The 26,736-nt window shown below is 45.5% G+C and carries 23 protein-coding genes, 1 tRNA gene and 1 CRISPR repeat array (1 of these 25 running past the window's edge); of the genes, 12 read left to right on the top strand and 12 right to left on the bottom strand.

The window, feature by feature from the left end:
• Positions 1-2,756: direct repeats of the CRISPR family, unit length 37 nt; unit sequence GTTTCAATCCCTAGAAGGGAGTGTGGTTTATTGCGGC (it extends 3,722 nt beyond the left edge of the window).
• Positions 2,757-3,839: 1,083 nt separating this feature from the next.
• From QUB13_RS14180 to QUB13_RS14155, 6 genes are all read left to right on the top strand, one after another.
• On the top strand, positions 3,840-4,577 hold the full coding sequence (locus tag QUB13_RS14180) for a calcium-binding protein (RefSeq protein WP_333088392.1): 738 nt from the start codon (positions 3,840-3,842) through the stop codon (positions 4,575-4,577).
• 589 nt (positions 4,578-5,166) lie between these two features.
• Entirely contained in the window at positions 5,167-6,102 is a 936-nt protein-coding gene (gene truB / locus QUB13_RS14175) for a tRNA pseudouridine(55) synthase TruB (RefSeq protein ID WP_333381801.1), read from the top strand.
• A 16-nt stretch (positions 6,103-6,118) separates the two neighbouring features.
• Complete coding sequence (locus tag QUB13_RS14170; RefSeq protein ID WP_333381799.1) at positions 6,119-6,760, top strand: NADPH-dependent F420 reductase; 642 nt, start codon at positions 6,119-6,121, stop codon at positions 6,758-6,760.
• 10 nt (positions 6,761-6,770) lie between these two features.
• Positions 6,771-7,001, top strand: a complete 231-nt coding sequence (gene yidD, locus QUB13_RS14165; protein ID WP_333381797.1) for a membrane protein insertion efficiency factor YidD — start codon at positions 6,771-6,773, stop codon at positions 6,999-7,001.
• A 491-nt stretch (positions 7,002-7,492) separates the two neighbouring features.
• The gene (locus QUB13_RS14160) at positions 7,493-8,707 is read left to right on the top strand and encodes a response regulator (RefSeq protein WP_228050060.1); all 1,215 of its coding nucleotides are present in this window, start codon (positions 7,493-7,495) and stop codon (positions 8,705-8,707) included.
• A gap of 288 nt (positions 8,708-8,995) precedes the next feature.
• Positions 8,996-9,976 (top strand): glycosyltransferase family 2 protein, encoded by a 981-nt coding sequence (locus QUB13_RS14155; protein WP_333381795.1) that lies wholly within the window; start codon positions 8,996-8,998, stop codon positions 9,974-9,976.
• A gap of 174 nt (positions 9,977-10,150) precedes the next feature.
• On the opposite strand, the gene QUB13_RS14150 is transcribed toward QUB13_RS14155, so the two are convergent.
• From QUB13_RS14150 to QUB13_RS14135, 4 genes are all read right to left on the bottom strand, one after another.
• The gene (locus QUB13_RS14150; RefSeq protein WP_333381793.1) at positions 10,151-10,819 is read right to left on the bottom strand and encodes a hypothetical protein; all 669 of its coding nucleotides are present in this window, start codon (positions 10,817-10,819) and stop codon (positions 10,151-10,153) included.
• 23 nt (positions 10,820-10,842) lie between these two features.
• A complete protein-coding gene (locus QUB13_RS14145; RefSeq protein WP_333381790.1) occupies positions 10,843-11,793 on the bottom strand; it encodes a PIN domain-containing protein in 951 nt (316 codons plus the stop codon).
• A gap of 236 nt (positions 11,794-12,029) precedes the next feature.
• Positions 12,030-13,556: a site-2 protease family protein gene (locus tag QUB13_RS14140; protein ID WP_333381825.1), complete on the bottom strand. Its 1,527-nt coding sequence runs from the start codon at positions 13,554-13,556 to the stop codon at positions 12,030-12,032.
• A gap of 443 nt (positions 13,557-13,999) precedes the next feature.
• A tRNA-Arg gene (locus QUB13_RS14135) sits at positions 14,000-14,073 on the bottom strand.
• Between the two features lie 86 nt (positions 14,074-14,159).
• Between QUB13_RS14135 and QUB13_RS14130 the strand changes: the two genes are divergently transcribed.
• The 5 genes from QUB13_RS14130 (at position 14,160) to QUB13_RS14110 (ending at position 18,132) form a co-directional block, all read left to right on the top strand.
• Positions 14,160-14,288, top strand: a complete 129-nt coding sequence (locus tag QUB13_RS14130) for a hypothetical protein (protein ID WP_333381787.1) — start codon at positions 14,160-14,162, stop codon at positions 14,286-14,288.
• 91 nt (positions 14,289-14,379) lie between these two features.
• Entirely contained in the window at positions 14,380-14,568 is a 189-nt protein-coding gene (locus tag QUB13_RS14125) for a hypothetical protein (RefSeq protein WP_194009504.1), read from the top strand.
• 164 nt (positions 14,569-14,732) lie between these two features.
• The gene (locus tag QUB13_RS14120; RefSeq protein WP_333088376.1) at positions 14,733-15,407 is read left to right on the top strand and encodes an Npun_F0813 family protein; all 675 of its coding nucleotides are present in this window, start codon (positions 14,733-14,735) and stop codon (positions 15,405-15,407) included.
• A 554-nt stretch (positions 15,408-15,961) separates the two neighbouring features.
• Positions 15,962-17,017, top strand: a complete 1,056-nt coding sequence (locus QUB13_RS14115) for a hypothetical protein (protein WP_333381782.1) — start codon at positions 15,962-15,964, stop codon at positions 17,015-17,017.
• 155 nt (positions 17,018-17,172) lie between these two features.
• On the top strand, positions 17,173-18,132 hold the full coding sequence (locus tag QUB13_RS14110; RefSeq protein ID WP_333381780.1) for a hypothetical protein: 960 nt from the start codon (positions 17,173-17,175) through the stop codon (positions 18,130-18,132).
• Positions 18,133-18,149: 17 nt separating this feature from the next.
• Here QUB13_RS14110 and QUB13_RS14105 read toward each other — a convergent pair whose 3' ends face one another.
• The 3 genes from QUB13_RS14105 to QUB13_RS14095 all read right to left on the bottom strand — a co-directional run bounded on the left by QUB13_RS14105 (position 18,150) and on the right by QUB13_RS14095 (position 20,614).
• The gene (locus QUB13_RS14105; protein WP_333381776.1) at positions 18,150-18,425 is read right to left on the bottom strand and encodes a LapA family protein; all 276 of its coding nucleotides are present in this window, start codon (positions 18,423-18,425) and stop codon (positions 18,150-18,152) included.
• Between the two features lie 406 nt (positions 18,426-18,831).
• Positions 18,832-20,262, bottom strand: coding sequence for a phosphoglucomutase/phosphomannomutase family protein (locus tag QUB13_RS14100; RefSeq protein ID WP_333381773.1), 1,431 nt, complete (start codon positions 20,260-20,262; stop codon positions 18,832-18,834).
• A gap of 1 nt (position 20,263) precedes the next feature.
• On the bottom strand, positions 20,264-20,614 hold the full coding sequence (locus tag QUB13_RS14095; RefSeq protein ID WP_333381770.1) for a hypothetical protein: 351 nt from the start codon (positions 20,612-20,614) through the stop codon (positions 20,264-20,266).
• 541 nt (positions 20,615-21,155) lie between these two features.
• On the opposite strand from QUB13_RS14095, the gene QUB13_RS14090 reads away from it, so the two are divergent.
• A complete protein-coding gene (locus tag QUB13_RS14090) occupies positions 21,156-22,250 on the top strand; it encodes a hypothetical protein (RefSeq protein ID WP_333381767.1) in 1,095 nt (364 codons plus the stop codon).
• A gap of 77 nt (positions 22,251-22,327) precedes the next feature.
• Here QUB13_RS14090 and QUB13_RS14085 read toward each other — a convergent pair whose 3' ends face one another.
• The 5 genes from QUB13_RS14085 to QUB13_RS14065 form a co-directional block, all read right to left on the bottom strand.
• Positions 22,328-22,720, bottom strand: a complete 393-nt coding sequence (locus tag QUB13_RS14085; RefSeq protein WP_333381764.1) for a DUF423 domain-containing protein — start codon at positions 22,718-22,720, stop codon at positions 22,328-22,330.
• Between the two features lie 369 nt (positions 22,721-23,089).
• Entirely contained in the window at positions 23,090-23,332 is a 243-nt protein-coding gene (locus QUB13_RS14080) for a DUF4926 domain-containing protein (RefSeq protein WP_333381761.1), read from the bottom strand.
• A 1-nt stretch (position 23,333) separates the two neighbouring features.
• Complete coding sequence (locus QUB13_RS14075) at positions 23,334-23,663, bottom strand: DUF6883 domain-containing protein (RefSeq protein WP_333381759.1); 330 nt, start codon at positions 23,661-23,663, stop codon at positions 23,334-23,336.
• Between the two features lie 605 nt (positions 23,664-24,268).
• Positions 24,269-25,678, bottom strand: coding sequence for a hypothetical protein (locus QUB13_RS14070; RefSeq protein WP_333381756.1), 1,410 nt, complete (start codon positions 25,676-25,678; stop codon positions 24,269-24,271).
• Between the two features lie 134 nt (positions 25,679-25,812).
• A complete protein-coding gene (locus QUB13_RS14065) occupies positions 25,813-26,712 on the bottom strand; it encodes a S1 family peptidase (RefSeq protein WP_333381753.1) in 900 nt (299 codons plus the stop codon).
• Positions 26,713-26,736: the final 24 nt, after the last annotated feature.

Genomic DNA, 26,736 nt, shown 5'->3' with positions numbered 1-26,736 from the left:
GGCTCAAACAGTACACTGTCGCCGTGTCCTTTGATAGAGCATTCGTGTTTCAATCCCTAGAAGGGAGTGTGGTTTATTGCGGCCCGTCTAACGGGTCTGATAGTGTGCCGTCTAATTTGTTTCAATCCCTAGAAGGGAGTGTGGTTTATTGCGGCTAAGCGGGGGGATTAGTAGTCCAGTGCATGGTGGTGTTTCAATCCCTAGAAGGGAGTGTGGTTTATTGCGGCTTCCCAATCTTCTATGTGGAGTTTCTGCTCACCGGGAGTATGGTTTCAATCCCTAGAAGGGAGTGTGGTTTATTGCGGCGTTTTTACGGGTTAAGATTCTTAATCCAACTTTCTGTTTCAATCCCTAGAAGGGAGTGTGGTTTATTGCGGCGCCCTAATAAGGCTGGGGAAGCTGACACCCGCGTTTCAATCCCTAGAAGGGAGTGTGGTTTATTGCGGCTTGGGTTCACTTCAGTCTCCCAAATATGCCTGCTTAGTTTCAATCCCTAGAAGGGAGTGTGGTTTATTGCGGCATCATTTGCGGGTGGCGACTCGCTAGCTGGATATGTTTCAATCCCTAGAAGGGAGTGTGGTTTATTGCGGCAGAAGTAAGCAGTAATGTCTACATTATTTTAGGTTTCAATCCCTAGAAGGGAGTGTGGTTTATTGCGGCCCAACACTCAAGACATTATTGCAGGGCCCATATTATGTTTCAATCCCTAGAAGGGAGTGTGGTTTATTGCGGCTCAAAAGCTGGGCTTCTTCCTCCTCAATGCTCAGTTTCAATCCCTAGAAGGGAGTGTGGTTTATTGCGGCCTTTGTGAACGGTCGCGTCGGCTTCTTCGATTTGTTTCAATCCCTAGAAGGGAGTGTGGTTTATTGCGGCCAATACAGCGGCCACCGATTACCCCCGTATTTAGGTCGGTTTCAATCCCTAGAAGGGAGTGTGGTTTATTGCGGCCAGCAGCAACAGGTACTTCACTGCCACTATATCGGTTTCAATCCCTAGAAGGGAGTGTGGTTTATTGCGGCCGAACCAGCCGAAAGAGTGGATACCAGAGATGCGTTTCAATCCCTAGAAGGGAGTGTGGTTTATTGCGGCTCGGGCTGTTTCATGGTCTAACGGTTGTCTAGTTGTTGTCTGTTTCAATCCCTAGAAGGGAGTGTGGTTTATTGCGGCAATTGCAAACTGTGGCTAGAAGCCGATTTAGAAGTTTCAATCCCTAGAAGGGAGTGTGGTTTATTGCGGCTTTCTGAGGAAAGGTGTCTGTCTTTGGTTAAAGGAGGTTTCAATCCCTAGAAGGGAGTGTGGTTTATTGCGGCTGTTAGTTTACCCATTAAACAATTGTGCTCTCAGTTTCAATCCCTAGAAGGGAGTGTGGTTTATTGCGGCACTGATGCGGACATTCCAGAAACGATTGCCCGCGTTTCAATCCCTAGAAGGGAGTGTGGTTTATTGCGGCTAGAAAGCCCCATCTCTGAGGCTTGCTGCTTGAGTGTTTCAATCCCTAGAAGGGAGTGTGGTTTATTGCGGCTCGGCTTTATTATTGCCTTTGATTCGGATATTAATCCCAAGTTTCAATCCCTAGAAGGGAGTGTGGTTTATTGCGGCTCTAATGCTTTTAAAGCTGCGAGCAGCCCATCTAGAAGGTTTCAATCCCTAGAAGGGAGTGTGGTTTATTGCGGCTAATAAAATACAGCTCCAGGGGTTAAAATTTTTGTTTCAATCCCTAGAAGGGAGTGTGGTTTATTGCGGCTCGAACAATGGCAGTCTGCCTTGGGTGTTGATTACGGTTTCAATCCCTAGAAGGGAGTGTGGTTTATTGCGGCGCGAGAAACAGACTGATAAAAAAGTACAGGAGTTGTTTCAATCCCTAGAAGGGAGTGTGGTTTATTGCGGCTGTATATTTTAATCGAGCTAGAGTACGCTTACCAGTTTCAATCCCTAGAAGGGAGTGTGGTTTATTGCGGCCTGAAGATTACTGGTTTTTCGCCGAGCTCGCACTTGTTTCAATCCCTAGAAGGGAGTGTGGTTTATTGCGGCTCAAATTGCAAGATTGAGAAGGAGTAAATTCTTGCGGGTTTCAATCCCTAGAAGGGAGTGTGGTTTATTGCGGCAGGCGATCGACCCAAATTAACTCGATCAACCAGTTAGTTTCAATCCCTAGAAGGGAGTGTGGTTTATTGCGGCTTGTCTCGTCGATAATCGTCGTCAGTGATGTCGGCATGTTTCAATCCCTAGAAGGGAGTGTGGTTTATTGCGGCGTGATAGCGACACCGGAAGAGGGTATACCGATGTTTCAATCCCTAGAAGGGAGTGTGGTTTATTGCGGCGTTGTTGATAAAAATAATGAATCTAGAGTTATATGTTTCAATCCCTAGAAGGGAGTGTGGTTTATTGCGGCGGCTTAGATCATAGCTCAACAATAACTTAAGTGTAGTTTCAATCCCTAGAAGGGAGTGTGGTTTATTGCGGCCAAATGATTGGGAAAGGTATAGTAGCTCAGGAGGAATAGTTTCAATCCCTAGAAGGGAGTGTGGTTTATTGCGGCCTGAAAGTTCAACCTTGTCAGCCTTTAAAATTAGTTTCAATCCCTAGAAGGGAGTGTGGTTTATTGCGGCATAATTCTTTCGGGTATTGGAAGGGGGAGAGGCAAGGTTTCAATCCCTAGAAGGGAGTGTGGTTTATTGCGGCCTTGCAGCTTGCTGAAAAACTGAGCAGTTATCACCTGGTTTCAATCCCTAGTAGGGAGTGTGGTTTATTGCGGCCGCCGGTGTGTGAAACCATTGCTCTATTTGGTTTTCAAGGTTCAGTTTCGCCAACCTCCTCAGACAATACCATTTCAGCTTTCGCTCTGTCAATACCATAGATAGCACCTTAACTTAAAATCCTTATCCAGCAACAGTTCTAGCGATTTCGCCAACCTCATTTTCGGAGAAGGAGCATCAAACCCTTACTCTATATAGATTAGAGCCTAAAAATTTGACCCCCCAAATTTTACACCTACAGGTTGGCGAATTTTTACGCAAAGAAAATAGTTCGATCGATCGGAACTACCCCACCAAGGCGCTCAATTTTACCCTGACAGCAAGCGCACAACGGAAAAAATAGGATACTGTCCTCTGGGGGCTTGATGAATTTAGCCAAGCCCGATCGCAGCGCTGAACGTGCAGGTAGCCTAAATAAGAGTCAAAACCAACTATAGCATTTCTCCGTTAGGTAAGGTAGACTCCCGCAATCGGCAATCGGGAAAAAGGTAAGCGGTAATGAGTCAGAAATCATAGCTGGTAGCTAACCAGAACTCAAATTACCAATCCGGCCATTACCTATTAGCTATTACCGCTCTTAGAGCGTGCCTCATGTTACTAAAAACCGCTATATATAGCAGTTCGATCGCGTAGTGAGGTATGCCATAAGCCCGGTTTGGCATAAGCCCTGTTTGGCCAGCGGCACCGGATATGAGAACTCGAAATGCTATATATCGATCGCACTTTGGACATCGCGACGCAGCAGACTATAACCAAAATTAATCAAAGAACTCACAGGATGGCGAATCGATGTCTCCGTTGAAAAACAAATCCTTCGGCCCGAATAAGCTGTTTGAAAACTCCGAAACAAGCCGCACTTCCAGCAGATTCCTATCCTCGCAGAGAGTTGATATTCTCAGCTTTGTTTAGTTGGGCATCCTGCCGGCAATTTGACTTATTGCTGGTTCCAGCTTGAGTTTAGAATGATTGCGCTGTGTTTGAGACAAAGTAGTCCGACAATTTTTCAACTTACCTCAGATAAAGTCCAAAACTCCGGCTTTTAAGCTAAGTTAGAATGGCAAATTTCTACCATTGTGCCAAATCATGCCATCAGCAGTACCTAACATTATCATCATCACAACTCCAACCCCCTCCAGCGGTGGTACCAGCCCCGGAGGGTCAGTGAAGGCCAAGAATGGCACCAGCGGCCCCGACTCCCTCAGCGGTACTGGGGGCGCAGACTTGATATTCGGTTTAGGCGGGGCTGACAGCATTTTTGGCTTGGGGGGAAACGATTCCCTCTACGGCGGCGACGGCGACGACTCAATTACAGGCGACGCGGGCAATGATTTGCTGTTTGGCGGTTCAGCCCGCGACAGCGTTTTCGGCAACGCGGGCGACGATACTGTCTACGGCGGCAAAGGTGCTGACTCGGCAAGCGGCGACGAGGGCAATGATTTGCTATTTGGCAACCAAGACAGCGATACTTTGTTGGGCGGCGCGGGCGATGATACCCTGTTTGGGGGTACTGGTGACGACTCGCTGTTTGGCGGTATTGGCGATGATTGTTTGTCGGGCGATCGCGGCAGAGATACTTTAACTGGTGGCGCTGGAAATGATACTTTTGCGATCGGGCGTTTTGCAGATGGCGATGTGATTACCGATTTTACTGTTGGTACTGATAAAATTCGCTTGAGTGCCGGCCTCACCTTTGGCGAACTCAATATTTTCGCTGGATCTGGAACTTCGACGAGTACAATTATTCAAATTACAAGCAGCAAGGAAATTCTGGCTACTGTATTGGGAGTTACTTCTATCCCTAGGGCGGACTTTATTTTTTAATTGGGAATCGATAATCGGGAATTGGTAATTGGGAATTGAGCTTGCGGGTACTTTTGAATCTGAAGTTTTTAATGTTGAATTTTTCAACTCAGGTAAGGCTTGGGCGTTGTCAGTAACCAAGACATCTCAAAACTTTTCAACTTCCTTCTACCTTCTTCCATCTATTCCTGAAACTTGTCAAAAAATTCGTTGCCGAACTTCCTTCTCACCGATGACTGATGAATGGTGAATAGTGAATGATGAATTAGAGGGCAGGTTTCGCCTTTTTTTCTAGTTATTTGTATCATATATCATTAGCTAATATCACCCCTAAAAAATGCTAATATATATTGATTCCTGACTAATAAATAAGGACAGTTCTTGCTTTTTTGGGTCATCTTTATCATGTATTATTAGCTAAAACTGACCGCATAAAATGCTAATAATTGATAACGATCATTCGACTTCGCTCAGGCTAAAATAACTAACAACTGACAACTGCCAACTAACAACTGCCAACTACCAACTAACAACTGCCAACTAACAACTGACAACTGCCAACTGCCAACTAACAACTAACAACTGCCAACTAACAACTGCCAACTGACAAATGACTATAGACGGTTTTCTCAATCTTAACAAACCTGCGGGCATGACATCTCACGACTGCGTGGGGCGAGTGCGCCGAATATTGCAACTCAAGCGAGTCGGACACGGAGGAACCCTCGATCCTGCAGTGACTGGCGTTTTGCCGATCGCCCTGGGTAAAGCAACCAGACTGCTGCAATTTCTCCAACACCATAAAGCTTACCGAGGTACGATTCGCTTTGGTTTAACTACCGCTACGGACGATTTAGAAGGAGAAATTATCCATTCTCAACCTGTGCCGGATTTGAGTTTAGAAAAAGTCCAAGCTGCACTGCCGAATTTTCTGGGAAAAATTGAGCAGTTTCCGCCGAATTTTAGTGCGGTTCAGGTGGGAGGAAAACGTCTTTATGAGTTAGCTAGAAAAGGTGAAACTCTGGAAGTTACTGCTAGAAATGTTGAGGTTTTTCGGCTGGAAATCTTGGATTGGCGGCCGGGGGATTTTCCTGAGTTGGATTTGTCGATCGCCTGCGGGCCCGGTACTTACATTCGGGCGATCGCGCGGGACTTGGGTGCACTGTTGAATGCAGGCGGTACTTTGGCTTGTTTGACTCGTACCGAAAGCAGCGGTTTCTCGATCGACCAAAGTCTCACTTTTGCACAATTGGAACAGCAAATACAGGAGAATACATTCAGCCCGATTTTGCCCTCGGTGGTTTTGGGACACCTAGGCGCGATCGTCCTTTCTCCTGAATATACCAAACGCTGGTTTCAAGGACAGCGCCTCCCCATTCCCGAAACAATAACACCGCAGGAAACACAGAACAATTCCCCCGCAAACTTAATACCCCAACCTCCCTATCCCTTGCAAGTTTACGATACAAATGGTAAATTCTTAGGTATCGGTCAAGTAGCTTCCTCAGAAACAAGTACCATATTGTCTCCTCAAATTGTGCTTTAGTTATCCAAGAGGTAAAATGAAAATAGGTATAATTGGCGCGGGAAATGTTGGCGGAACTCTGGGACAAATTTTAAGTCAAAAAGGTCACTCAATTGTATTTGGTGTCAGAGATCCGCAGAGCGCAAAAGTACAGTCTGCTGTAGCTTCTACAAGAGGAAATGCACGAGCCGCTAGCCTTGTAGAATCTGCCAGTCACGGTCAATTTTTGATCTTAGCAACGCCTTGGAATAGCACGCAAGAGGCGATCGCCGCTGCGGGAGATGTGACTGGCAAAATTATTATTAACGCTACAAATCCGATCGAGCTGACACCCGCTGGACTTGCTGCAGGACTGACAATCGGACACACAACTTCGGCGGCAGAAGAAATTGCCAAATGGGCGATCGGATCGCAAGTTGTGAAAGCTTTTAACAACATTGGCGCAAGCTGTTTGAAAAATTTGCACTTCTGTTCGCAAACAGCAACCGCTTTTATTTGCGGAGACAATATAGATGCCAAGAAAATTGTCACTAATCTCGCGCAAAACATCGGATTTGAAGTTGTAGATGTCGGGGAACTCAAGCAAGCTCGATTGCTGGAACCGCTGGGGATGTTGTGGATTAACCTAGCTTTCAGCGGTATGGGACAAGATTTTGCGATTAACTTAATCCAGCGCTGAGGTGAAAATTGTGAAAGCATTGCCGATCGGATTAATTCGATCCTACAAAATGGTGATTTCTCCTTACTTGCCTAACGCCTGTAGGTTTCAGCCCACTTGTTCGCAATACGCGATCGAAGCCATAGAAAAATTTGGGACACTCCGCGGCAGTTCAATGGCCGTTAAGCGGATTTTGCGCTGTCATCCTTTTCATCCTGGGGGTTACGATCCAGTACCTCCCAAGGATAACGAGGAAAATTAATTTTTAGTTATCAGCATAATTTTAGCTATTAATTAGTGCGATCGAGAGGCTTTGCACCCTCATGGCTAACACTCCCGAGGGGAATTATACCATTTGAAATACTTCGACTTCCTTGGGCTAAGCTCCTCGGACAAGTCGCCCTCCAAGTTTGAAATTGAACAATTGAAAATGGCTGATGAATTAAGGGTTTCCAACCAGGGCAAAGGAGTTGCATTATTCTAGGGGATTGATACCCCGACCCGATCCTGGGTATGGTGTATTGATAACAACAAAATTGGAGCGGTGCCGACAAGAGTACGCTCGATCGGTTGCGTACTCTTCTAGGCACATATTCGTTTTGGTTATGGTCATCGATCTGACATGATATGATGCGGTTAAATTCGCAGCACCAAGTTTTTTTAAATGAATAAAATTCAGTAATATTACTGTTATTGTTCACAACTCAGCAGCTATATAATGGTACAAACAGAGTACAGGGGATGCGAGTTGATATGTCTGCTACCGCAATCGGATACAAAATGTTGTCCCATACTATGGCCGTGCTCGGCCAAAAACAAGCAACTGGGAAACTCCTGTTAGAACAAGGGGAACAACAGTGGCAACTTTACTTTTTTCAGGGTTGTTTGGTTTATGCCACAGGAGGATCGCACAGGGCGAGGCGCTGGTACAGGGCGATCGGGCAACACTGTCGCAACTTTCAAGTAGATCTTAGAGACCTCGATGCTGGGGAACTTTGGGAATATCAACTGCTTCAACGAGGGATAGCAGACAGCGAAATGAGTCTGGAACAAGCTAAGGCGATCGTCCGCAGCAGCATTTCCGAAGTGTTCTTTGCTCTGATCGGTCAATCGGGTTTGCGCCGGGAGTGGCGTCCCTCTTCAAAATATTTTTCTAAAGTTATCTCTACTTTGATGCTGTCCGTAACGGAAGTAGAGCAAATTTTGTGTTCTACAGAACAAATTTGGCAGCAGTGGAAAGCAATGGGTCTGTGGCTGGTAGATCCAGAACAAGCACCGCTTTTAAAAGCGTCCGCCGAATTGCAGAAAAATCGATTTAGTTCTAATTCTTTGATGGCTTTGGCTAACGTCTTTAACGGCGAAAATACTCTTTGGGATATTGCATTTAAGAAAAAACAGTGCGTCACAGTGGCAACTCGCGCTTTAGTTAATTACATCAAGCAAGGTTTAGTAAATTTCCGCACAGTACCAGATTTGCCATCGCCGATCGAACAGTGGCGCCTTGCCGCAGCGATCGCCCGCCCCGGTCGCCCTTTGATTGCTTGTATCGATGACAGTCCCACAGTCTGCGAATTTTTAGAGCAAATTTTATTGCCGGCAGGGTATCGAGTCCTAAAAATTCAAGACCCGATGCAGGGAGTGGGCATTATTGCCAAACACAAGCCTGATTTAATTTTTATGGACTTAGTGATGCCGAATACAAGCGGCTTTGCTTTGTGCAATTTTTTGCGAAAAACACCGGCTTTTCGCGAAACTCCGATCGTGTTTTTGACAGGTCAAGCCAGTATAATTGACCGCACGCGAGCAAAATTAACAGGTGCTTCCGATTTTTTGAGCAAGCCGGCGAGTCCAGAACAGGTTTTGCAAATAGCTGATAAGTATTTGAAGGCAAAAGGCGATCGCAGCCCTTTAGCCACGCGCCACCACGATTTACTCAATTCGCACCAACTTACCTTAGCAAATTCTTGAACCAAAATTCTGCTTAAAAAGTATCGATGCCGATCGCGCGGATCAGCCTCGGGCGCACTCTACAAGCATTTAGGCCGCAAGCAAGCTCTCAACCGTGACAGTCATCAGTCATGAGACTTGAGTTGCACTCAATCGCAAACAAAATTGAATGTATCTGCGTCCATCAGTGTTTGTAACCTTGAAATCTGCGGTTAACATCATCAGAGATTGACGGATTGAGGGATTGAGGAATCAATACCTTATTTTTCGCTGGAATTGCTATAATCCATCAAACTTAATATTTTAACTATGAGCGATCGAACCCCGCAGGTAAGCGTGGTAATTCCGGCTTACAACTGTGCAGCTTACATCTGCCAAGCCGTAGATAGCGTGCTGCACCAAACCTATACAGACTGGGAAATTATTGTAGTAGACGACGGTTCCCGAGACGACACCAGATTAATTTTGGAGCAATATGGCGATCGAATTCGTTACATTCACCAACAAAACCAAGGAGTTTCCATCGCCCGAAATCGCGGTATTGAGCTAGCCCGAGGAGAATTCATCGCCTTTCTCGATGCAGATGACTACTTTTTACCCCACAAATTAGCAGCACAAATCGCTGTATTTGCAGCGCAACCAAATCTAGGAATAGTCCACAGCGGCTGGCGTCAAGTCAACAGTACAGGCGAACCCATAAAAGATGTAAAACCCTGGCAAAACGTCCCTAAATTAGACTTAGAAATGTGGCTGCGGTGGAAACCAGTATTACCTAGCGCGATGGTATTTCGCCGCCATTGGTTAGAGCGCGCCGGCGGATTTGACCCTCGATTTCCCCCAGCAGAAGATACAGATTTAGTGCTGCGTTTAGCCTTAATGGGATGCGAAGCAGATTGGCTGCAGCAAATAACTGTTTGCTACCGCCAGCACGAACAAAGCGCCATGTACAAAGGTTTACCGCAGGCTAAATCCCTCGCCGCCGTCACGGACAATTTTTTTGCCCGCCCCGAATTGCCCGATAAAATACGTTTGTTGGAAAAGCAAATCAAGTACAGTACCTTAGTTTGGATTGCTTGGTATTTGTACCGTACCGGGCATTCTGTTGAAATGGTAGAGTTTTTGCAGCGTTCTTGGAATTATACGCCTTATTTGCCTGTGGAAACAGTAATTAATTGGGCGGACTGTTTTGCCGAATTTTCGCGGGATGTGGGGAATGAATTCGATGCAGATTTATTAGCTCAATCTGCTGAGTGGCAGCAGTTAATGCAGTGGACAATGCTGGCGATCTAATTTGGCTTTAAATTGTCTGTCAACAATCGGAATAGTCAATTCACTGTTAACAGTTAACAGTTAACAGTTAACAGTTAACATCATGTATGAGTGTTACCGGAATTGATATGACACACTAGGGCGGGTGAAACCAAGTTTTTCAGCGTTGTTAAAGACTAAGAACCCATATTTACTTCAACTCTCAACTGTTGAAGGTTTCTGTTCGTTAGCAGCCTGGATATCCTGCCACCAAACATAAACATAAGGCCAGATTGATTTCTCATCATCTAGCTTCACTGTCACCTCATAACGGTTAATATGCGTGAGTTCCCCAGTTCTGCCATTCAAATACAATTGTTTGGGATTGTCGGTGATAATTTCTACTTTTTGATTCAACAGCGGCTGCATCTGGGTAGAAGAACCATGAAACGGATTTTTGCCTTTGAGCACATAGCCACCAATCACAGATAAGTACATTGAAGCCATAAAAAATACCGTCAACAAACCCACCATTAGCAGAGTTTTTTGTGGCAAGAAATTGGTATAAACGCTCGCAACTCCTAGTATCATAGTTCCGAAAAACAAACAACTTGGCAGTACCAGCCCATCTCCCAGAAAGACGATACCAAAAAATATCAGTACGAGCTGACAAGCAAATAATGCAGCCACCCAACTCCACCCAGCTAGCAACGATGAAGACAGCAGCCAATTCATTGCTACAATCAGGACGATCGCCATTGCCACAATCCAAACCGGTGGCGTATCATACTGTGTGAAGGGAAGAAGCACAAAAAACACTAAAGCATAGGCACAACTCGCAACAATATAGGCAAATTGACCAATTATTTCGTTCCTGTTCAACATTGTTAAAATAGTTGCACTGTCGATTACTTAGGGTCTATAGACTTAACAAATTGTTGCACGGGCTGCGGTAGAGCGGGCACAAAAGTTTTTCTAAAACCCCTAACATCAAATACTCGCCACAAAATACCCACCGCCACCGTCAAGAAAAATAACGCTCCCAAAAAATTGAACGCACCAGACAAAAAACTGCTATTTCTTTTTTTCGGTGGCGTAATATTTTTCATCCGATATACAGCCGGCTCGTAATCTCTAGACTCCTCGCGAATGCGCGGCGGCTTTTTGGCCCGCGGAGTCGCACTGCGGTTTCCAGTGAAACCCGTGTGATTAGTTTTAGTAGAAGCGATCGGCGAATTCAACTCAGAAGTGCCGCGCATCCCCGTGAACTTGCTAGCAGAAGTCCCGGTTTTACCGACAGCAACATCCTGAATTCTGCTGTTAGAGCGCTGAGTCGATTGGCGATCGGCGAGGGTACGCATCAAGCTTTGCAATTGCTGAGTCACCGCCGGCGGGCGTTCCCCTTTCCTCGCCCAATTTAACAGCATCGCCCCGGTAATCCCGCAGAGATTCGCAGCCCCGACAGAAGCCAGCCGCTTCAGTAGAGGCTGGCTGTTTGACACAAAAATCAACAAAGCCTCCGGGTGTTCCTGAGCCAAACCGTAAACGCACTGAGCCGTCGCCACCACGAGCATCGCTTGCTTGCTTTGATTTTTGATCGAAGGTTCAAGACCTCGGTGCGTCTCTTGAGCGTCAGTTGCAATCCAGCCGCTTTCGGCAAAAAAGCGCATAAATTCCTTAGCGATTTGTTCGATAGCCGGTTCCACCGCTTCGCCGGTAAGACGATCTATTTCGTCGTACACTACTTCCGGGATATAGCAAGTTCCCACCTTGGCATATTCTTGCCACACTTGGGTTCTGCCAGCCATCAAAACATCTGCATCAAAAGTTACCAATATAGGAGGAAGTTGATTAGCCATGACTTTATCCTAGATGTTCAGATAAGTTATTTAAACTCGATCGAGTTTAAACAAATTTTGGGTTGTTCAAAAATCTACTTTCGGTAAAAGATAAATTGCTAGTGGCCGCGCCCTTAATTGGAAATTAGTAGTTAGGAATACCGTCGCCTTCAGTTCCCCAGTTCGATCGCCCAATTCCTAGATTTGACTAATTTACTGCAACGCCAGAGTCTGTTACCAAAGACCGGCGGCTGCTGTTAGTTCCCGATTCCCAAACGGCCGGCCAAAGCCGGAGTCAAGGGTAAAAGCGCAGCAATCATCAAAAACAAAGCTAGCAAACCCAAAGCCGCACGAGCGTCATCAGGCTCAGTCAGTTCGTTGAGGCTCGGCCGCTCCAGATTCCGCTGTAAAATCAGAATCACGATCGCCCAATATAGAGCCAAGGGATTAACTAAAGAAGCGATCGCCAGCACTACAAACGTCGCCAAAGTCGCGCGACTGGCAATTTTGCGGCCGTAGATTGCTTGTATAATTCTACCCCCATCCAACTGTCCTGCAGGCATCAAATTAAGCGCCACGATTACCAAGCCCAACCAACCGATAACTACCAGCGGGTGAACGTCAACAATCGGCTGCTGCAAAGCCGAACCCAACACCACTTTTGCCAAAGCCCCCACCAAAACCGAGCCCTTGAAATATTCTGCAGGAATTTGAAACAAACTGCCGGGGTGAGAAAGCAGCAAACCTGTAATCAGCATTAGGAGAGAAACTATTCCGCCAGCCGCCGATCCGGCAAAAGCGATATCAAACAAAACTTTACGGTTGGGAAGTAGCGACTCAAAACGTTCGATCGCCCCAAAAGAACCAATCTGCAAAGTTGGTATAAAAAACGGCCAACTCAAGCCAACATTGTATTTATTTGCTACCACTCGGCGAGCAATTTCTCCCGATCCTAAAACCGCCCAAATTCCCGCCGCCACTGGCAGAACTTCTAGATATCGATGCGGAGAACCAAAGAAATCGAAACCTAGCAGCAAACCGCCAGTTTCCAAGCTAGTAGCAATTGTTGCCAGCAGCAGCACGACTGCTAGGATTTTTTGAGATACGGTAGTTGGCTGCGGGTCATTTGTGCTTGGCAAGATAATAACTACCGGCTTTTCGTCCTGATTGTCTACTAAAAATAGGCGGTAGCGATCGTTTAATCTTGCTTGCAAACTTGCGGTCAAACGCGAGTGTACTTGTTCGGGGTCTCCCCGGAGATTGCCTTTCAAGATTACCCCATCTTGATAGGGAATTGTTTCTGTGGCAAAAAAAGTATCAATGCCAAAAATGCCTTGAATTGCCTTGAGGTCTTCAACAGGAACGGGAATTATTTCTACTTCATTGGTTCCTGGTGGCGAGGTGACGGTTTTAATCGTTTCTTTGGCTGATGTCGGCTGCGAGTCGGGGGGCGAGAAACCATCGGTTTGGGGCTTTTCTTGGGCAGTATCGCGCGACTTTAGCACTGCATCCAAGGCAGCCTGACGCAATTGCCGGCCCAGATAAATGTATAATCCTGTGGATGCCACCAGCAGCAACAATACTGCCACTAGATTGAGGTAAATCCCGGCGGCGAACAAACCAAAGAACAGCAGCCAAGGAGTCATCAGCGCCACTGACTGCAACCAAGCCAAAATTCCTAGTTTGCCTTGATCTCTGGCGCGATAAAATCCCCAACCCAGAATTCCCACAGAAAGCAATAAGAGTGCAATTGTTGCCGTATTGTCCGATGCAATTAGTGGCATTCCGGTTGCTTGGGCTAATAGGGGCTTTAATCGATCGATCGCGGTGTCGTAGGGCAATAGCATTAAATCTTGGGGAATATACAATATATTTGCTGGGATCATTATCCAAACCTGTCGGAAACTAGCCTGAACTAAGGATAACTCTTGAGGGCTACTCGGCCCACAACAGCCGTCGCTGTTTTAACTTTGCCAGCGACAGGCTATTGACACGATGGTCTTTTTATGATAATACACCGACGGCGACCAACAGATGCGGAGATGAGTAGTGTCGATCGGGAAGCGGGAAAATGGGTAGCAGTTGGGCCTGCGGGACTTTTTTACAGATTTGACTTAGTGCGGGATGACCGAATTCGGAACAAATGCAGGACAAATAAGGTTTGAACCAGTCTCGCCATTCAAATCAAAAACGGCTGAAAGTATTGCTGTGTATAGTGTTGTTTTAACGGGTACGGCAGGACTTGAACCTGCGGCTCGCTGCTTAGAAGGCAGCTACTCTATCCAACTGAGTTACGCACCCAACTCAAAAATCGTTAACAACATTATTGTATCGGTGCAGTGTGCGATCGAGCAAGTAAATATCTGATAATTTATCCAGAAATCGGTTTGAACTACGAAAATAGGGCATCGAGGGCGATCGCCCTCAATGTCAAAAACCGAGACGATAGGAGCGATCGTATTACCAAAAAACCAGATCTAGTCTCTGGATTTGAGTCACAAGTCGATCCTCAGTGACTAACTTGTCGCTCATGAGCGATGTTTGGTAACATTCGGCTCAACTTGATATTTGATCAAAATGTGGTAGAACTAGGAGTGAAAGACTCAGGTGCAAATCCCTGATGGTACGGAGCCAATATATAAGGTTCCTCTACGACATCAAAGCAAAATAGTCGATCGCCCGATCGGTACGATCGCGAAAATCAAGCGTTGCCAGTACAGCATTCCCTGGTGCGCGGGGAATTTTTTCCTTAGTGCATTAGTTGAAACGCCAGGGTTGAGAAACAATCTCAACTGAGAAATTTGTTAGCATTAGTTAGCAAAAAAAGGATCGCAACGCTTGAGGAGGGCAATCCTGCTAATGTAAGTGGACTCATTAAATCAAGAATCCCCAAACCTAAAGGCTAGGGGAACGTCACAAGCACAGCACCTCGGCCATGACAGGAGTCAAATCGCAGTGTCATGTTTATTCTGAAACGGCAGGACGTTGAAATAACCAATTATCAACATCCAAAACGGGATCAACAAATTCCCATTCTCAATTATCAGGGGCAGACTTTTCGCCTGATCAGCGCCTTCAACGGCAAACAAGCAGAAGACGCCAGAGCCTTGTGGCGGGACTTAACCGACAATCGAGGCAAAGCCTGCGTTCTGCTAGAAGAGCCGGATAGGTATAGCGTCTGGGGAAAAGTCCGTTTAGATCAGCTTGCGGGTGAAGAACAAGCAGGTACAGAATCTGCATCATCACCGCTGTTCGCGCAGGGTTGCCTGCTGCTGCTCCAAGCTGTTTACTTCGATGTAGAAGACCTCTTAGGCGCAAGGCAAGCCGCATCGTTTCAGAAAGATATCGCCAAGATATTTCAGCAGGGCAACTTCCCCCAGGCCGACTCGGCTGATGCGATCAAAAATTGGCTGACCGTTAGTCCCTTGCAAAATCATAAGGTGCCCCCTTGGCAAGAGCAACATCTCAAAACCTTATTGCAAGAACTCCACCGTTTGGGCAAATCATATTTTGGCGATACGGGCTTCGCTGAGGGAGTGAGCGATGTACTGCAAGATATGCCAGCACCGGAGCGCACTCAATTTTTAGATTGGCTGAAACAATCAGCCCTCAACAAGTTATGGATTGCAGCATAAACAATCTTTGACAATTGCTCAGACAATTGGCAGCAGATAATTAAGCTGAGATAATTGCACTGTAGGGGGTACGGGATATACAAGTGGGAATGCCAACTTGTACGAACAACCAAATTGTTGAGTCGGTTTTGGTGCCACCTACAGTCTGGCAATTTAACTAAATTTCGATCGCAGTCCCCACTCACAATAATCGATCTGATTGGGGTAGTGCGAAACAAAAAAAACAGAGACAGCAACATTTGAGGGTATGATTTCAGAGATGGATTTGGTACTGTAAAAGCCTTAATGGTGAAGACACAGACCTTACTTCTATCATTTATTATTATTTCCGGACAAAAGATCGACTAACAACTAATTCCTCGAATTAGTAAATAGATATTATTCTTGCTTAGTCTTTCTCTTAGTGTACGAGGACAAAAATCCCGACGGCACGCTGAGGACGCCAGTTTTTCCGGGAGCGTCAGACAAAGGTTATTTGGCGAAAGAATCCTCATCTACAATCACAAATTGAGATGGGGTGGGTTCAACCGCTAGTTAGGTTTCGTGAAATCCCTATGAGTAGCACTTCAGAAAAGTCATCTACATCTGCATCTTTACTGTCAGCTCAGACCCTAGTAATTGTGGGCATTATCTGGGCTGTAATGGCACTGCTGTTCTTTTTGCTGTTCAGCGTCCCCCTCTCACCAGAAGAGGGCTTACCTCTTTGGTACTCGATCGGCACCTATGTTTTTGAATGCGGAGCATACCTAGGAGCAGCTTTAGTTTGTTTTAGAAACTGGCAAAGCCCGCACATGGTCAGCGGGCGCAACGTTTGGCTGGGCATTGGTCTAGGGATGCTCTTCTATTTTATAGGCGGAGTGCTGTTCGGGATTTGGGAACTCTATTTCGAGTTAAACCCGGACGTTTCCCCAGCCGATGCCTTTTATTTGGGCAGTTACGTGCTACTGATTGGGGGCATGGTTGCCGCCGTGACATCAAAGCGGCTGAATTTAGAAATTTGGCAGTGGGGTTTGTTAGCAGGAATTGCAGCCTTCGGAATTGCCGTAGCTATCTGGGTTGCGGCACCAGACTCTTGGAGAGCGCAGCTAGGAATGGCTCCGCCACCGAGTCTAGAAATATTGACAGAAACCGATCCAGAAACCCAACCAACAGCCTCCGCCCCTGCTTTGGATTCGTCCAAGTCAAAGACAAAAGGAGCGGCTGCGGCCGCTGCTGTAGAGGCACCGGAAGAAGCAGTAGAACCAACTAAAGCTCCAGGATGGGTTGTAGCACTTGACAAAATACTGTCGCCTTACGCCTATGCAATCAATTTGTTTTACATCGTCGGGGACGTTTTCCTGCTGATTATCGCTACTGCACTGCTGCTGGCGTTTTGGGGAGGACGTTTTTCGCAATCTTGGCGAATGATTGCGGCTGCAACTTTTTCGCTTTACGTCGCAGATATGTACTTTAAATGGCGCGATACTCAGGCTGAGGGTAGTTATCAAAGCGGTAGTTTGCTGGAAGTCTTTTTTGTTTTCAGCGCCATCCTGTTCGGAATAGGAGCTATCTTGGAACATGACATCTCAACCCGTTCTCGCCAGAGCAGGCGGAGTCGCCGCGCTGCGTAGCGATTGGAGACTGGGATGCCCGAAACAAGAGATGGGGAGGCGAAAGCTTTTTTACGCTGGCCGGCCTCTCTCAACTTGAAATCACAAATGAAAAATCACAGTTCGCCGAGCGCACTTCCTGCGTTTTTTCACATTTTTTTGCTGGAAAACTTGGCATGACGCCTACAAAACTCTCCGATTCAGACAAACGGGAACTCCTGCGGCTGTACCGACAGTCAGACGATAATACTATCACTCTAGCAAAGCGCTACGGAGTAAGTAGTTCGACAGTCAGGCGCATCATTCAGGGCGCTTTGTCGGAGTCGGAATACGAATTTCTAGTCCAGCAAAAACAAAAGCGTTCCTCCGCCAGCAGCGCTGTTTCTGAACCGACAGATATAACTGCCGAGTCGGCGGCTGAGGGCGAAACCGATCCTGCAGGTGTCCCCCTGTCGGAGTCAGTCCCTGTCCCGAAATCAGCCTCAAATTCGAGGCCGACTCCGACAAAGCGTTCTTTATCAAGTGCCCAGTCGGATTTGGTTTCGGCTTTGCCAGATACTACTTTATCAACCGATGTCGATCGCAGCGACAGCGCTGCTGTGACTGGGGGACAGCAGCCTGTGCTGCTAGAAGCAGAAAAGGTGGCGGGTGAAGATTTTAGCGATTTCGAGGAAGATGAGGACGATTTAGATGAGGACGATTTAGATGATGACGACGGGGACGATTTAGACGACTTCGACGAAGATTTAGAGGATGAAGATTCTCTGTTTGAAGCCAGCCTGCTGGGTTCGATGTCGGGGGATTCGAGCGAGTTTCGGGCTACTGGGGTGATTCAAGTTTTGCCTTTAAGCCAAGCATCTGTACCCCAAATTTGCTATTTAGTAGTCGATCGGGCGTCGGAGTTAATCACTAGACCTTTGAAAGCTTTTGGCGAACTCGGTCAAATTCCGGCGATCGAAATTCGCGAAAAAACCCTGCCAGTATTTGACAATCACCGAGTAGCGCGCCGATTTGCCACTCGCAATCAAAGAGTTTTCAAGATTCCTGACGGCCGGATGCTGCAAAAAGCTGCGCCTTACCTGCTAGCTAAGGGAATTACTCGGCTGTTGATTGACGGTCAGGTGTATTCAATCTAAGCATTCAACAAATTAACTTAATATTCTGCCGTGTCGGAGTCCTGTGAATTTGCCTGAAAGTTGGAACGCGAACCTTGGGACTCAGAAAGGTTCCACAGCGGTTGCAGCAGCGCACCGCCGATCAGTCCTGCACTAATACTCGTCGCCAATACTAATCCTACGGGCATTTGTATGGATTTAAAAAAGATAAAGTTTAAGGATACTGGGGCGGCGTTCTGTACTGAGATTATGCCGATCGCGCTAGCCAAAATTGCTACTAAAAAACTAATGGCGAGCAGAGGAATTGTTTTCATAAAAGGCTTGACAAGCTAATAAATTAAGTGATATATTTATTTCATAATCGGAATCTGTGTCAAAATATTATTTTTGCAACCAGCCGATTATTAAATAATATACAACGAAATTCCCGGAAAAGTCAAGTAGATACTGAAAAAAATTAGGTTTTTTTAAATATTTAGAAAAATAAAAATAAACTTTAACAAGTGGGACTGTATTGCAATTATATAACTGGCCGAGCAGTATCGATGATTAATTTTAGTTGTTTTAAAAGGGTGCGTCAGTCGTAAAATCTTTGCTAAACACAGATCGGATGATTGCTGACGCACCCTACGGACTCAATAATACATAAGGTGCGCGTTGGGCGCACCCTACAATCTCAAGGCTGAGGGGAAAAAACCCCGCATAGGAATAGGTGGAAAATTAAGCAGGTTCTAATTTGGCAATGACCTTTTCCATGTATTCAGCAACTTTGGTTTCTTTTTCCACAGAATTGGTTTCCATGTAAACGCGCATCAAAGGTTCAGTTCCCGAAGGCCGAAGCAGTACCCAACCACCGTCTTCTAGATAAAGTTTAATGCCGTCTTTGCGGCCGATTTCCTTAACGCCAATACCCGCTATTTCCGTGGGGGGATTCTTGGTAAAAGAATCCAAAACGGCTGCTTTGTGGGCTTCGTCTAGGTGCAAGTCCAAGCGTTTGTTGTACAGGGGGCCGTCGGCTTCTTTGATGGCTTCTTCGACTAACTGAGAAAGCGGTTTGCCTTCGTAGGCGATCGCCTCAGCAACTAGCATATCAGCCAAAATCCCGTCTTTTTCGGGGATGTGACCCAAAACGCTCAAACCGCCAGACTCTTCACCTCCGATTAGTACCGCAGTTTCCCGCATTTTTTCGCCGATGTATTTAAAACCGACTGCGGTTTCGTAGATTGTTAAACCGTATTTGGCGGCCATATTGTCGAGCAAGTGGGTAGTTGCGACGGTACGGACGATCGCCCCAGTCAAGCCTTTATTCTTAACCAAGTGACGGCCCAACAGCAACAGCACAGTGTTTGGAGTCAACACATTTCCCAACTCATCAACAATACCAAAGCGATCGGCATCGCCATCGGTAGCCAAACCTAAATCAGCCGAATCCTTTTTAACAGCTTCCACCAACTCGACTAACTGTTCGCCCTTGGGTTCGGGCATTCCGCCGCCAAACAGCACGTCGCGGTAGGTGTGAAAACTTTCGACATCGCAGCCGCAGTGTTCCAAAACATCGTCGAGATAACCGCGAGAAGTCGAATAGAGAGCGTCGTACTTGACCTTCAACTTAGCAGAGCGAATCCGCTCCACATCGATCGAGGCATAAAGAAACTTCAGATATTCGGGTTTCGGGTCAAAACTGGAGATTTTATCGTTGTGGCTGCCGATTGCTGGCGCGTCAGAAGCACCAGCAATATTTGCCACAATGGTATCGGTAATTTCTGGGGTAGCCGGGCCGGCGTAGTCGGGGATGTATTTGATGCCGCAGTAAGGTGCGGGATTGTGCGATGCGGTGAACATCAAAGCGCCTGCGGAGTTTAGATGCTTGGCGCTGTAGGCGATGACTGGTGTTGGGCAATCTCGATCGACCACAAGCACAGTCCATCCCAAATCTGCCAATATTTCCGCCGACGTGCGGGCGAACTCGTCTGCCAAAAAGCGGGTATCGTAGGAGACTAGAACTGGACGGTCTTTTGTGTAAGCGGTTTCGAGGTAACTGGCGATCGCCCTAGTGACTTTTCGCACGTTGGCAAAAGTAAAGTCATGGGCAATCAGTCCCCGCCACCCATCGGTTCCGAACTTGATTTCTGTTGAATTGCTGGCGCTCATTTTATCCACTTCCTCTCGTCCTACTAATCCTACCCGAAGCCATAGCCTTAAAAATGCACTGGCTGTCCTGTTTGTAAGGATCGATCGCCCGTGAGGCATTGAAACCCACTCCTGTCGTTGTGGGGGGAAGGTACCTCTTCCGGCCGAGGACTGGAACCAGCCAGGGTTTGTAGAGTGTGGGAACGATCGGGCAAGTCGATCGTGATTCGGGTTTGTGAAGGGTGGTTGGGCGATCGAATGGACGTTCGATCGATTGCGGGTGATTCCCTACGGGATAGCTTCGCTTCACGGGAAAGCTAAAACACCGATCGCCAAAAAACCGCGCTGACAATGGTATTAATGAAACGCACATAAATTTTCTTCTAATGTTAAATTTAATTATTTATTTATACCATCAAATCGTTTAATGTGTTAGGGTTTCTTGACAACCACAAGAATCAAAATACACTTCTAATTTAGGTAGCGAAATAAATTCATCAAAATCACCGCTCGCTCGTGCTGTAGCCTAGCTTCTTTAAGAAATTAAAGAGCTCGACAAAAGCGCTTCCAAACCAATATAAAGTATTTCAAGGAGCCGTTTTTTTGAGGCAGACTTGACTTTTATTCTCAGCTTATAAGACAAATTAAATTTATTTATAGCCCTCTTTACAGGTCAAAAGAATAAATAAGGCTGGCGATCGCACGATGATTGTGTTCTAGCGCACATCCAATAGCGTTATTAACGTGTATCTTATAAAAGTAAAAGATGCAGGTATTAGAGCAAAAAGGCTGATAGCTTTAATAAGCACAATGGCAGATGACTGTCAGCTTACAAATGCAGAAAATTGTAGTTAACAACGTTAAAAATTAGGGGAATTGATAGATTGCGAGTTTATAAAAAAACGAGGTTTCTTATGACGGATATTTCACAAATATCTTCAAAGTCTTTACCAGCCGCAGGCGAAATTCAACAGGGCGAGAGTCTTGCGTCACAGGGTATTACCGGAGCGGACACTCACAAACTCCCTGAGACTAAAGGCGTCAGCGTTTCTTCCTTAGCAGTTAGCTGGGCAAAAAAATATTACAGTACAGTGGCGGCACGAGAAAACCAAGCCCCGCGACAAATTCCCCAAAGCCCAGAGTTTACTAATTTTGAGGGAAATCGAGCCAAAATAGTTGACAAATTGACAGATACCATAAAATTAGCCAGCGAGATAGCTTGGAGTAGAGTAGAAGCTGTTTTAGGGGAACAAATAGAGGGGCACGCGATCGATCCGAGCTTAATTAATCGTGAAGAAATTGTCGCCGACACTCGCGCATTATATCGCAAAGTAATAGAGGCTTACGGCGATAGAGAACCAGCTTATCGCTTGTCAGTGCTGGTGGGAAAAGATATTGTCAAAGTGAGGCGGAAATACTCACAGAGAGATTCGTTATTGCTGGGATTTGTGACGTTGGAGTTTCAATATACTAGCAGAATCTTGTTAGGATGTCTTTCGGAGTCAGAGCGATCGGAATTTACACCCTACTTAAAAGTTGTAGATGACTACCTGCACAGTCCCTACGGAGAGATTAACGAGGCTGCAGCGAATCAGCCACCGAATTCAAAAGCTATCTTAGCGGTTCAGCATTTGTTGCAGCACGCGACTCAGATTGCTAGTGCAGTGTACGATCGGGCTAGTTCCCAGCATCAAGGATACCGCAGCAGCAGCGGTTATTTGAGCGATCGCGATGTAAAAATTTCTAGTATGCGGGATGTCGAGATTTTTCAAAGCTATTTGTGTTGGTGCGTTTTGGAAGAAAGCATTGGCCCGGTACAGCAAGAATTGTTTCCAATGTGCGTGATGCTTTACCCAAAACTTCATGTAAGTTGGGAGTTAGTGCAGGATATGCTGCTGATTTTGTTTTGGGAAATATCCGATCGGCTTCCTGCTGAAGATTTAATCGTATTTTTACCTTATTTGCGGACTGTGACAGAGATGTTTTCCAGCGATGTCTTTGATAATTAGTCAGTTGTTAGTTGGCAGTTGTTAGTTGGCAGTTGGTTGTTGGTTGTTGGCAGTTATTGTCAAAATTTAGCAACAGGTTATTTGAAAGAGAAAGCTGCGACGGCCAAACATCCCCAACCGACAATAAAAGCAACTCCGCCCAGCGGCGTAATGGCACCCAGCCATTTGATGTCAGTCAAACTCAGGGCGTACAAACTTCCTGAAAAAACGATCGTGCCGGCAATAAAAGCCCATCCAGCCACTGCAAAAAAGGTTTGAGACTCTTGGGCGCGGCTTAATAGTAAAGCTACGAGCAATAGAGCTAGGGCGTGGTACATTTGATATCGGGCTGCAGTTTCAAAAATTGCTAAAGCTCGATCGCTCAATTGACTTTTCAAAGCGTGGGAAGCAAAGGCACCGCCTGCAACGGATAAACCTCCAAAGACGGCTGCGGTTGCGAGGAAAATGCGCGTTAAGATTAGTGATGACATATTTTAACCATCGTTGAATTTTATTTAGGGCTTGCTGAATAGAACTAGAAGTTATGAATGCCAAGGGTTTCAAGCTTTTTAAACACAAAAAAGTGCTCTCGTTATGACCTTTGTTGGCTCAAAATCCTTGCATTTCGGTGGACAATTGTGGAGTTAATTTGGGAACCCATCTCCGAATCTCCCATTTTTCAAGCTGTTTGGCGCCTCGATTCGATTTGTGGACTTTTTCAGCAAGCCCTATTTAAGTTTACGTTTAGTCCTAGACGCATTGGGGCCAAAAAACCGGGTTTTTTTAGGAAAATACTTCGTTGGAACATCGCAGATTTGGTAACAAACCCGGTTTCTGACCACCCGTGCGTCCAGGACTGTTCATGCAGCCTCGGTCAAAGTCCTGACACGCAAAACTTCATTAGACATCAACGGTTCAATTTGCGACTCAGCTAAGGTAATTACAGCTATAGTTTCACCTAAAGCATTAAAAACTTCGAGACTGTAGCCATCCTCATCGGGGTGGGGATGATGCTCAACAATAGTGGCAATATCTCCTCGACAGAGTTTGTAGTTGGGTACATCTGTTCGTAATGCTACTCTTTTAAACAAGGGAAATTTCATTTTATACCTCCTTATTGGGATATAGGGTAATAAACTTGGTTTTTTGGGATGGAAACTCAGTCATCCAAATAGTTACTACTGGCAGACCTCTTCCGTTAGGGCCAGTTAATGTGCCACGAATTTCATACTTATTACCATAGCGCGTTTCTTCGGTTGGTGTAGCATCCAGAGGCAAAATTTGTTCTCTTAAGTCTTTTTCTAGTTGTTGCCAGTTGTCTTGGGTATAGTTGGCTTGTGCAAGAAACAAAGATTTATCATCTTCTACTAAGAACTTGAGCAAATACTGAGTTATTTTTGCTTCAGCAATAATGGTATCATTAGGTAGTTTCATTTACTGGTTTTTGTAAGATTAGTACGAGCGACTAAAAATTATATATTATTTTTAGCAAGACCTGAATTGGTAATTACAAAGATTATTTATTGAATTTAACGGTGAGGTGGGAATGGTCGTTCGGGGTTATCGGTTAGGTGGGGGCGGGTTTATTAAGGTGATTAGTGGGTGGCAAAATATTTCGGTGAACCCGCCCCTACAGATTTTATTCAATAAAGCGATCGCTTTTTTTTTGAAAGGGCATGAAAAGAGCGATCGCGGTTTATTTTACCCCGAATCGGCATGGCAATTGAGTCAAAAACATTTTTATTCCAGTGGCCAGGCGTAACAACTCCAATAATCCTGCGACCCAGGTTTATGTTTAACTGTGACTGGAGGACTATAAGCTGATAATGGAGGGCTAGTACCAGATACGTTGGCATTAAAAACATTTTTATATTCTCCACATCCGTAGCTATTATCCCCAATCCTTCCTACGATAAAGCTAATAGTTCCACCACACGCTGATGCTGCTGGGATTGGTTTTTCAAGTCTGGGTAATGCTAGAGACGGAGGCCAAAGCGTAACACTTGTAGCTCTACAAGCTGGATCTACAGATTTTACTTCTACGGTAGTTTTTCATTGAACGCGATAACATTTTGCCCAGTAATGGTAACAGTTATTGAGGGCTTTTGTGCAGTTTGTTGTGGTTGGGGAGTTTGTTCTACCTGCTGTGAACATTCCTTCTTTTTTTCGTAATAACCTGAATCTATAGAGTTCATTAAATCATCCTTGAGAACTGTCGATGCCAATGAAAAAGATTTATTGGCAGCTTCTTTATATGATTCATTAGTTGCTGCTCCAAGGTAATCAGGGAGAGAGTGATTTTCAATCATACTTGCTTCATCGAATTCACCTCTATTATTTACCTTTTTCAAAGACGGCAAATTAGAGATTATAGGTGTTGGTAAATTCAAGTTTTTAGAAAGTGTTTGTAAGACCTGAAAAGGTAGTGTTGAAATATCATTTGATCTTGATATAGCTTTAACTCTAACCCCTTGCCTCTTTGCCTCTAAATATCCTGTAAATGTAGAAAAACCAAGAATGGCCGTTCTCTTGGCAATGTCTTTCGGTAAATTTGCCCCAATTTCGTTAGCAAAGTAGTTACCTTGAGAGTGAGCAATAATTAAAAATTTTGATTTTGGAGACTTTTCACAACTCTTTTTAGCTTTATCACCTTCTTCTCGATCTATTTTTTGAATTATATCTGTAACTTTTTTGACCAGAGATTGACCATCAGGAGTAGCAACATTAGAAGACAGCGTTTGAACCAGAGATTCCATTAAATCTGCTACAAAACTGCGGGATTTTTCTTCCCACTCAGTTAGGATCACACCTACAGTCAACGCCTTAAATATTGGATTAGGTAGTCTGCTATTGCGCTCGCGATTGATTTTTTCCATTTTGTCGGCTGTCTCCTCCAATAATCTTCCATTAGCCTTTGAAGAAAAGTTGTACATATCTGTGTAGAGCTTAGGTGGATTAACCCCAGCAGAGTTCAACAATTTTTCAACTAATGGTTTTGTATTTTCATAGGTAATACGATCAGTTTGTATACCATTGATATAAAAACTGTAAACTTCCCTGCCTTTAACGTCTGCGGCTGCCTGATCGGAAGCATCTTGTATCGCATTATCAAAATCAGGACGCACGGGCTGATTCGGCCCCGGATCTTGAGGAAACGGCGGCGCCAGCGGATTACTCCCAGACGGTACACTCGGTGCATCATCAAATTCCCCCGGATCTCGCACCAACCAATCCCCAATATTCCTTTCCACAGCAGGCGGAGTCGCCGCCACCACCCGATCGCCCGACTGAGCTAAATTCACCGTGCAAATAGTAGAATTAAAACTAAAAACCGTACAAAGTGCAGCCGATAAAGCTCTATTGACAAACGTACCAGGAGCCAGCAAAGCACTCATTAAAACAGCAATAAAACTGACAATACCCAGAGCAAAAATACGAATACGATGCATAATTTACCTCAACTCAATGATTAAATAATGTTCCGATTAACCTTGTAAGGGCGGGTTCACTAATAACCCTTGAATATTACAGACAAAATAAATAAACCCGCCCCCACCCGTGAAAATGCGATCGCCCTCAAGCCCTAAAACGGCAAAATCCTCCGAATTCCCCTCTGAATCACATCCTTAACTATGTCTTTACCAAAATCTCCAAACCAACCCTGCGCCTCCCCAGGTTTTACCTCTTCCGCATCCGCATTTTCCGCAGGTTTCTCATCTACCTTCAAAGCAGATTTCTCCATCCCCACCTGCGACATCATCCCCACAAAAGTATTAATCGGAATCGCTGAATTAAACCCCGTTTTTACTTCTTCTTGCCTTCCCCCAGCCTCATTTTGCACTCGACCAACTGTATCTCCCTGTCCGTGAATTCCAATCACTCGGCCGCTAACATCAAAAACTGGCCCGCCACTCATTCCCCGCCGCGTCACTGCGTCGTAACGCATCGTATATCCTTGATCGTTACTCGATCGCACATTCGTAACTTGCCCATTCGTAAACTGATATTCCCGTTCTTGACTTCCCACACCCGCAGGCAAAGGATACCCCGAAATATAAACCCCTGAACCGATTTCGGCTTCATCGGAATTGCTAATCGGTGCAACTGAATATTCCTCGTCACTCTCGAACATCACAACTGCTAAATCCGGCCCGCTGTCATTATTCTGAAAACCTTTCACTTCCGTCACTTTATGCTCTTTCTTCTTAGAAGTAACAATCACGTACTCGGAATTAGGATTTATCACCACATGATTCGCCGTCAACACCGTGTAAATCTTGCCTTTCTTAGCAATGATTACCCCAGAACCGCCTTTATCACTAGCTAAGGTATTATTAATTTGTACTGTAGTAGGAACGGCAATTCGAGCTACTTCTCTAGCCGTTTTTGCCATTACGGGCTGACTGATTAAAACTGTTGCTACCACTGCCGTTCCGGCTATAATTCCCGGAAGGTAATTAGACCGATTAAAACCTAAATTCATAAACCTACTCCGTTGATAAGGTGA

This window comes from Microcoleus sp. B4-D4 (genome assembly GCF_036705185.1).
Lineage (GTDB): Bacteria > Cyanobacteriota > Cyanobacteriia > Cyanobacteriales > Microcoleaceae > Microcoleus.
Note: the sequence above shows the minus strand (reverse complement) of the source record. Positions and strands in the feature narration are given on the sequence as shown.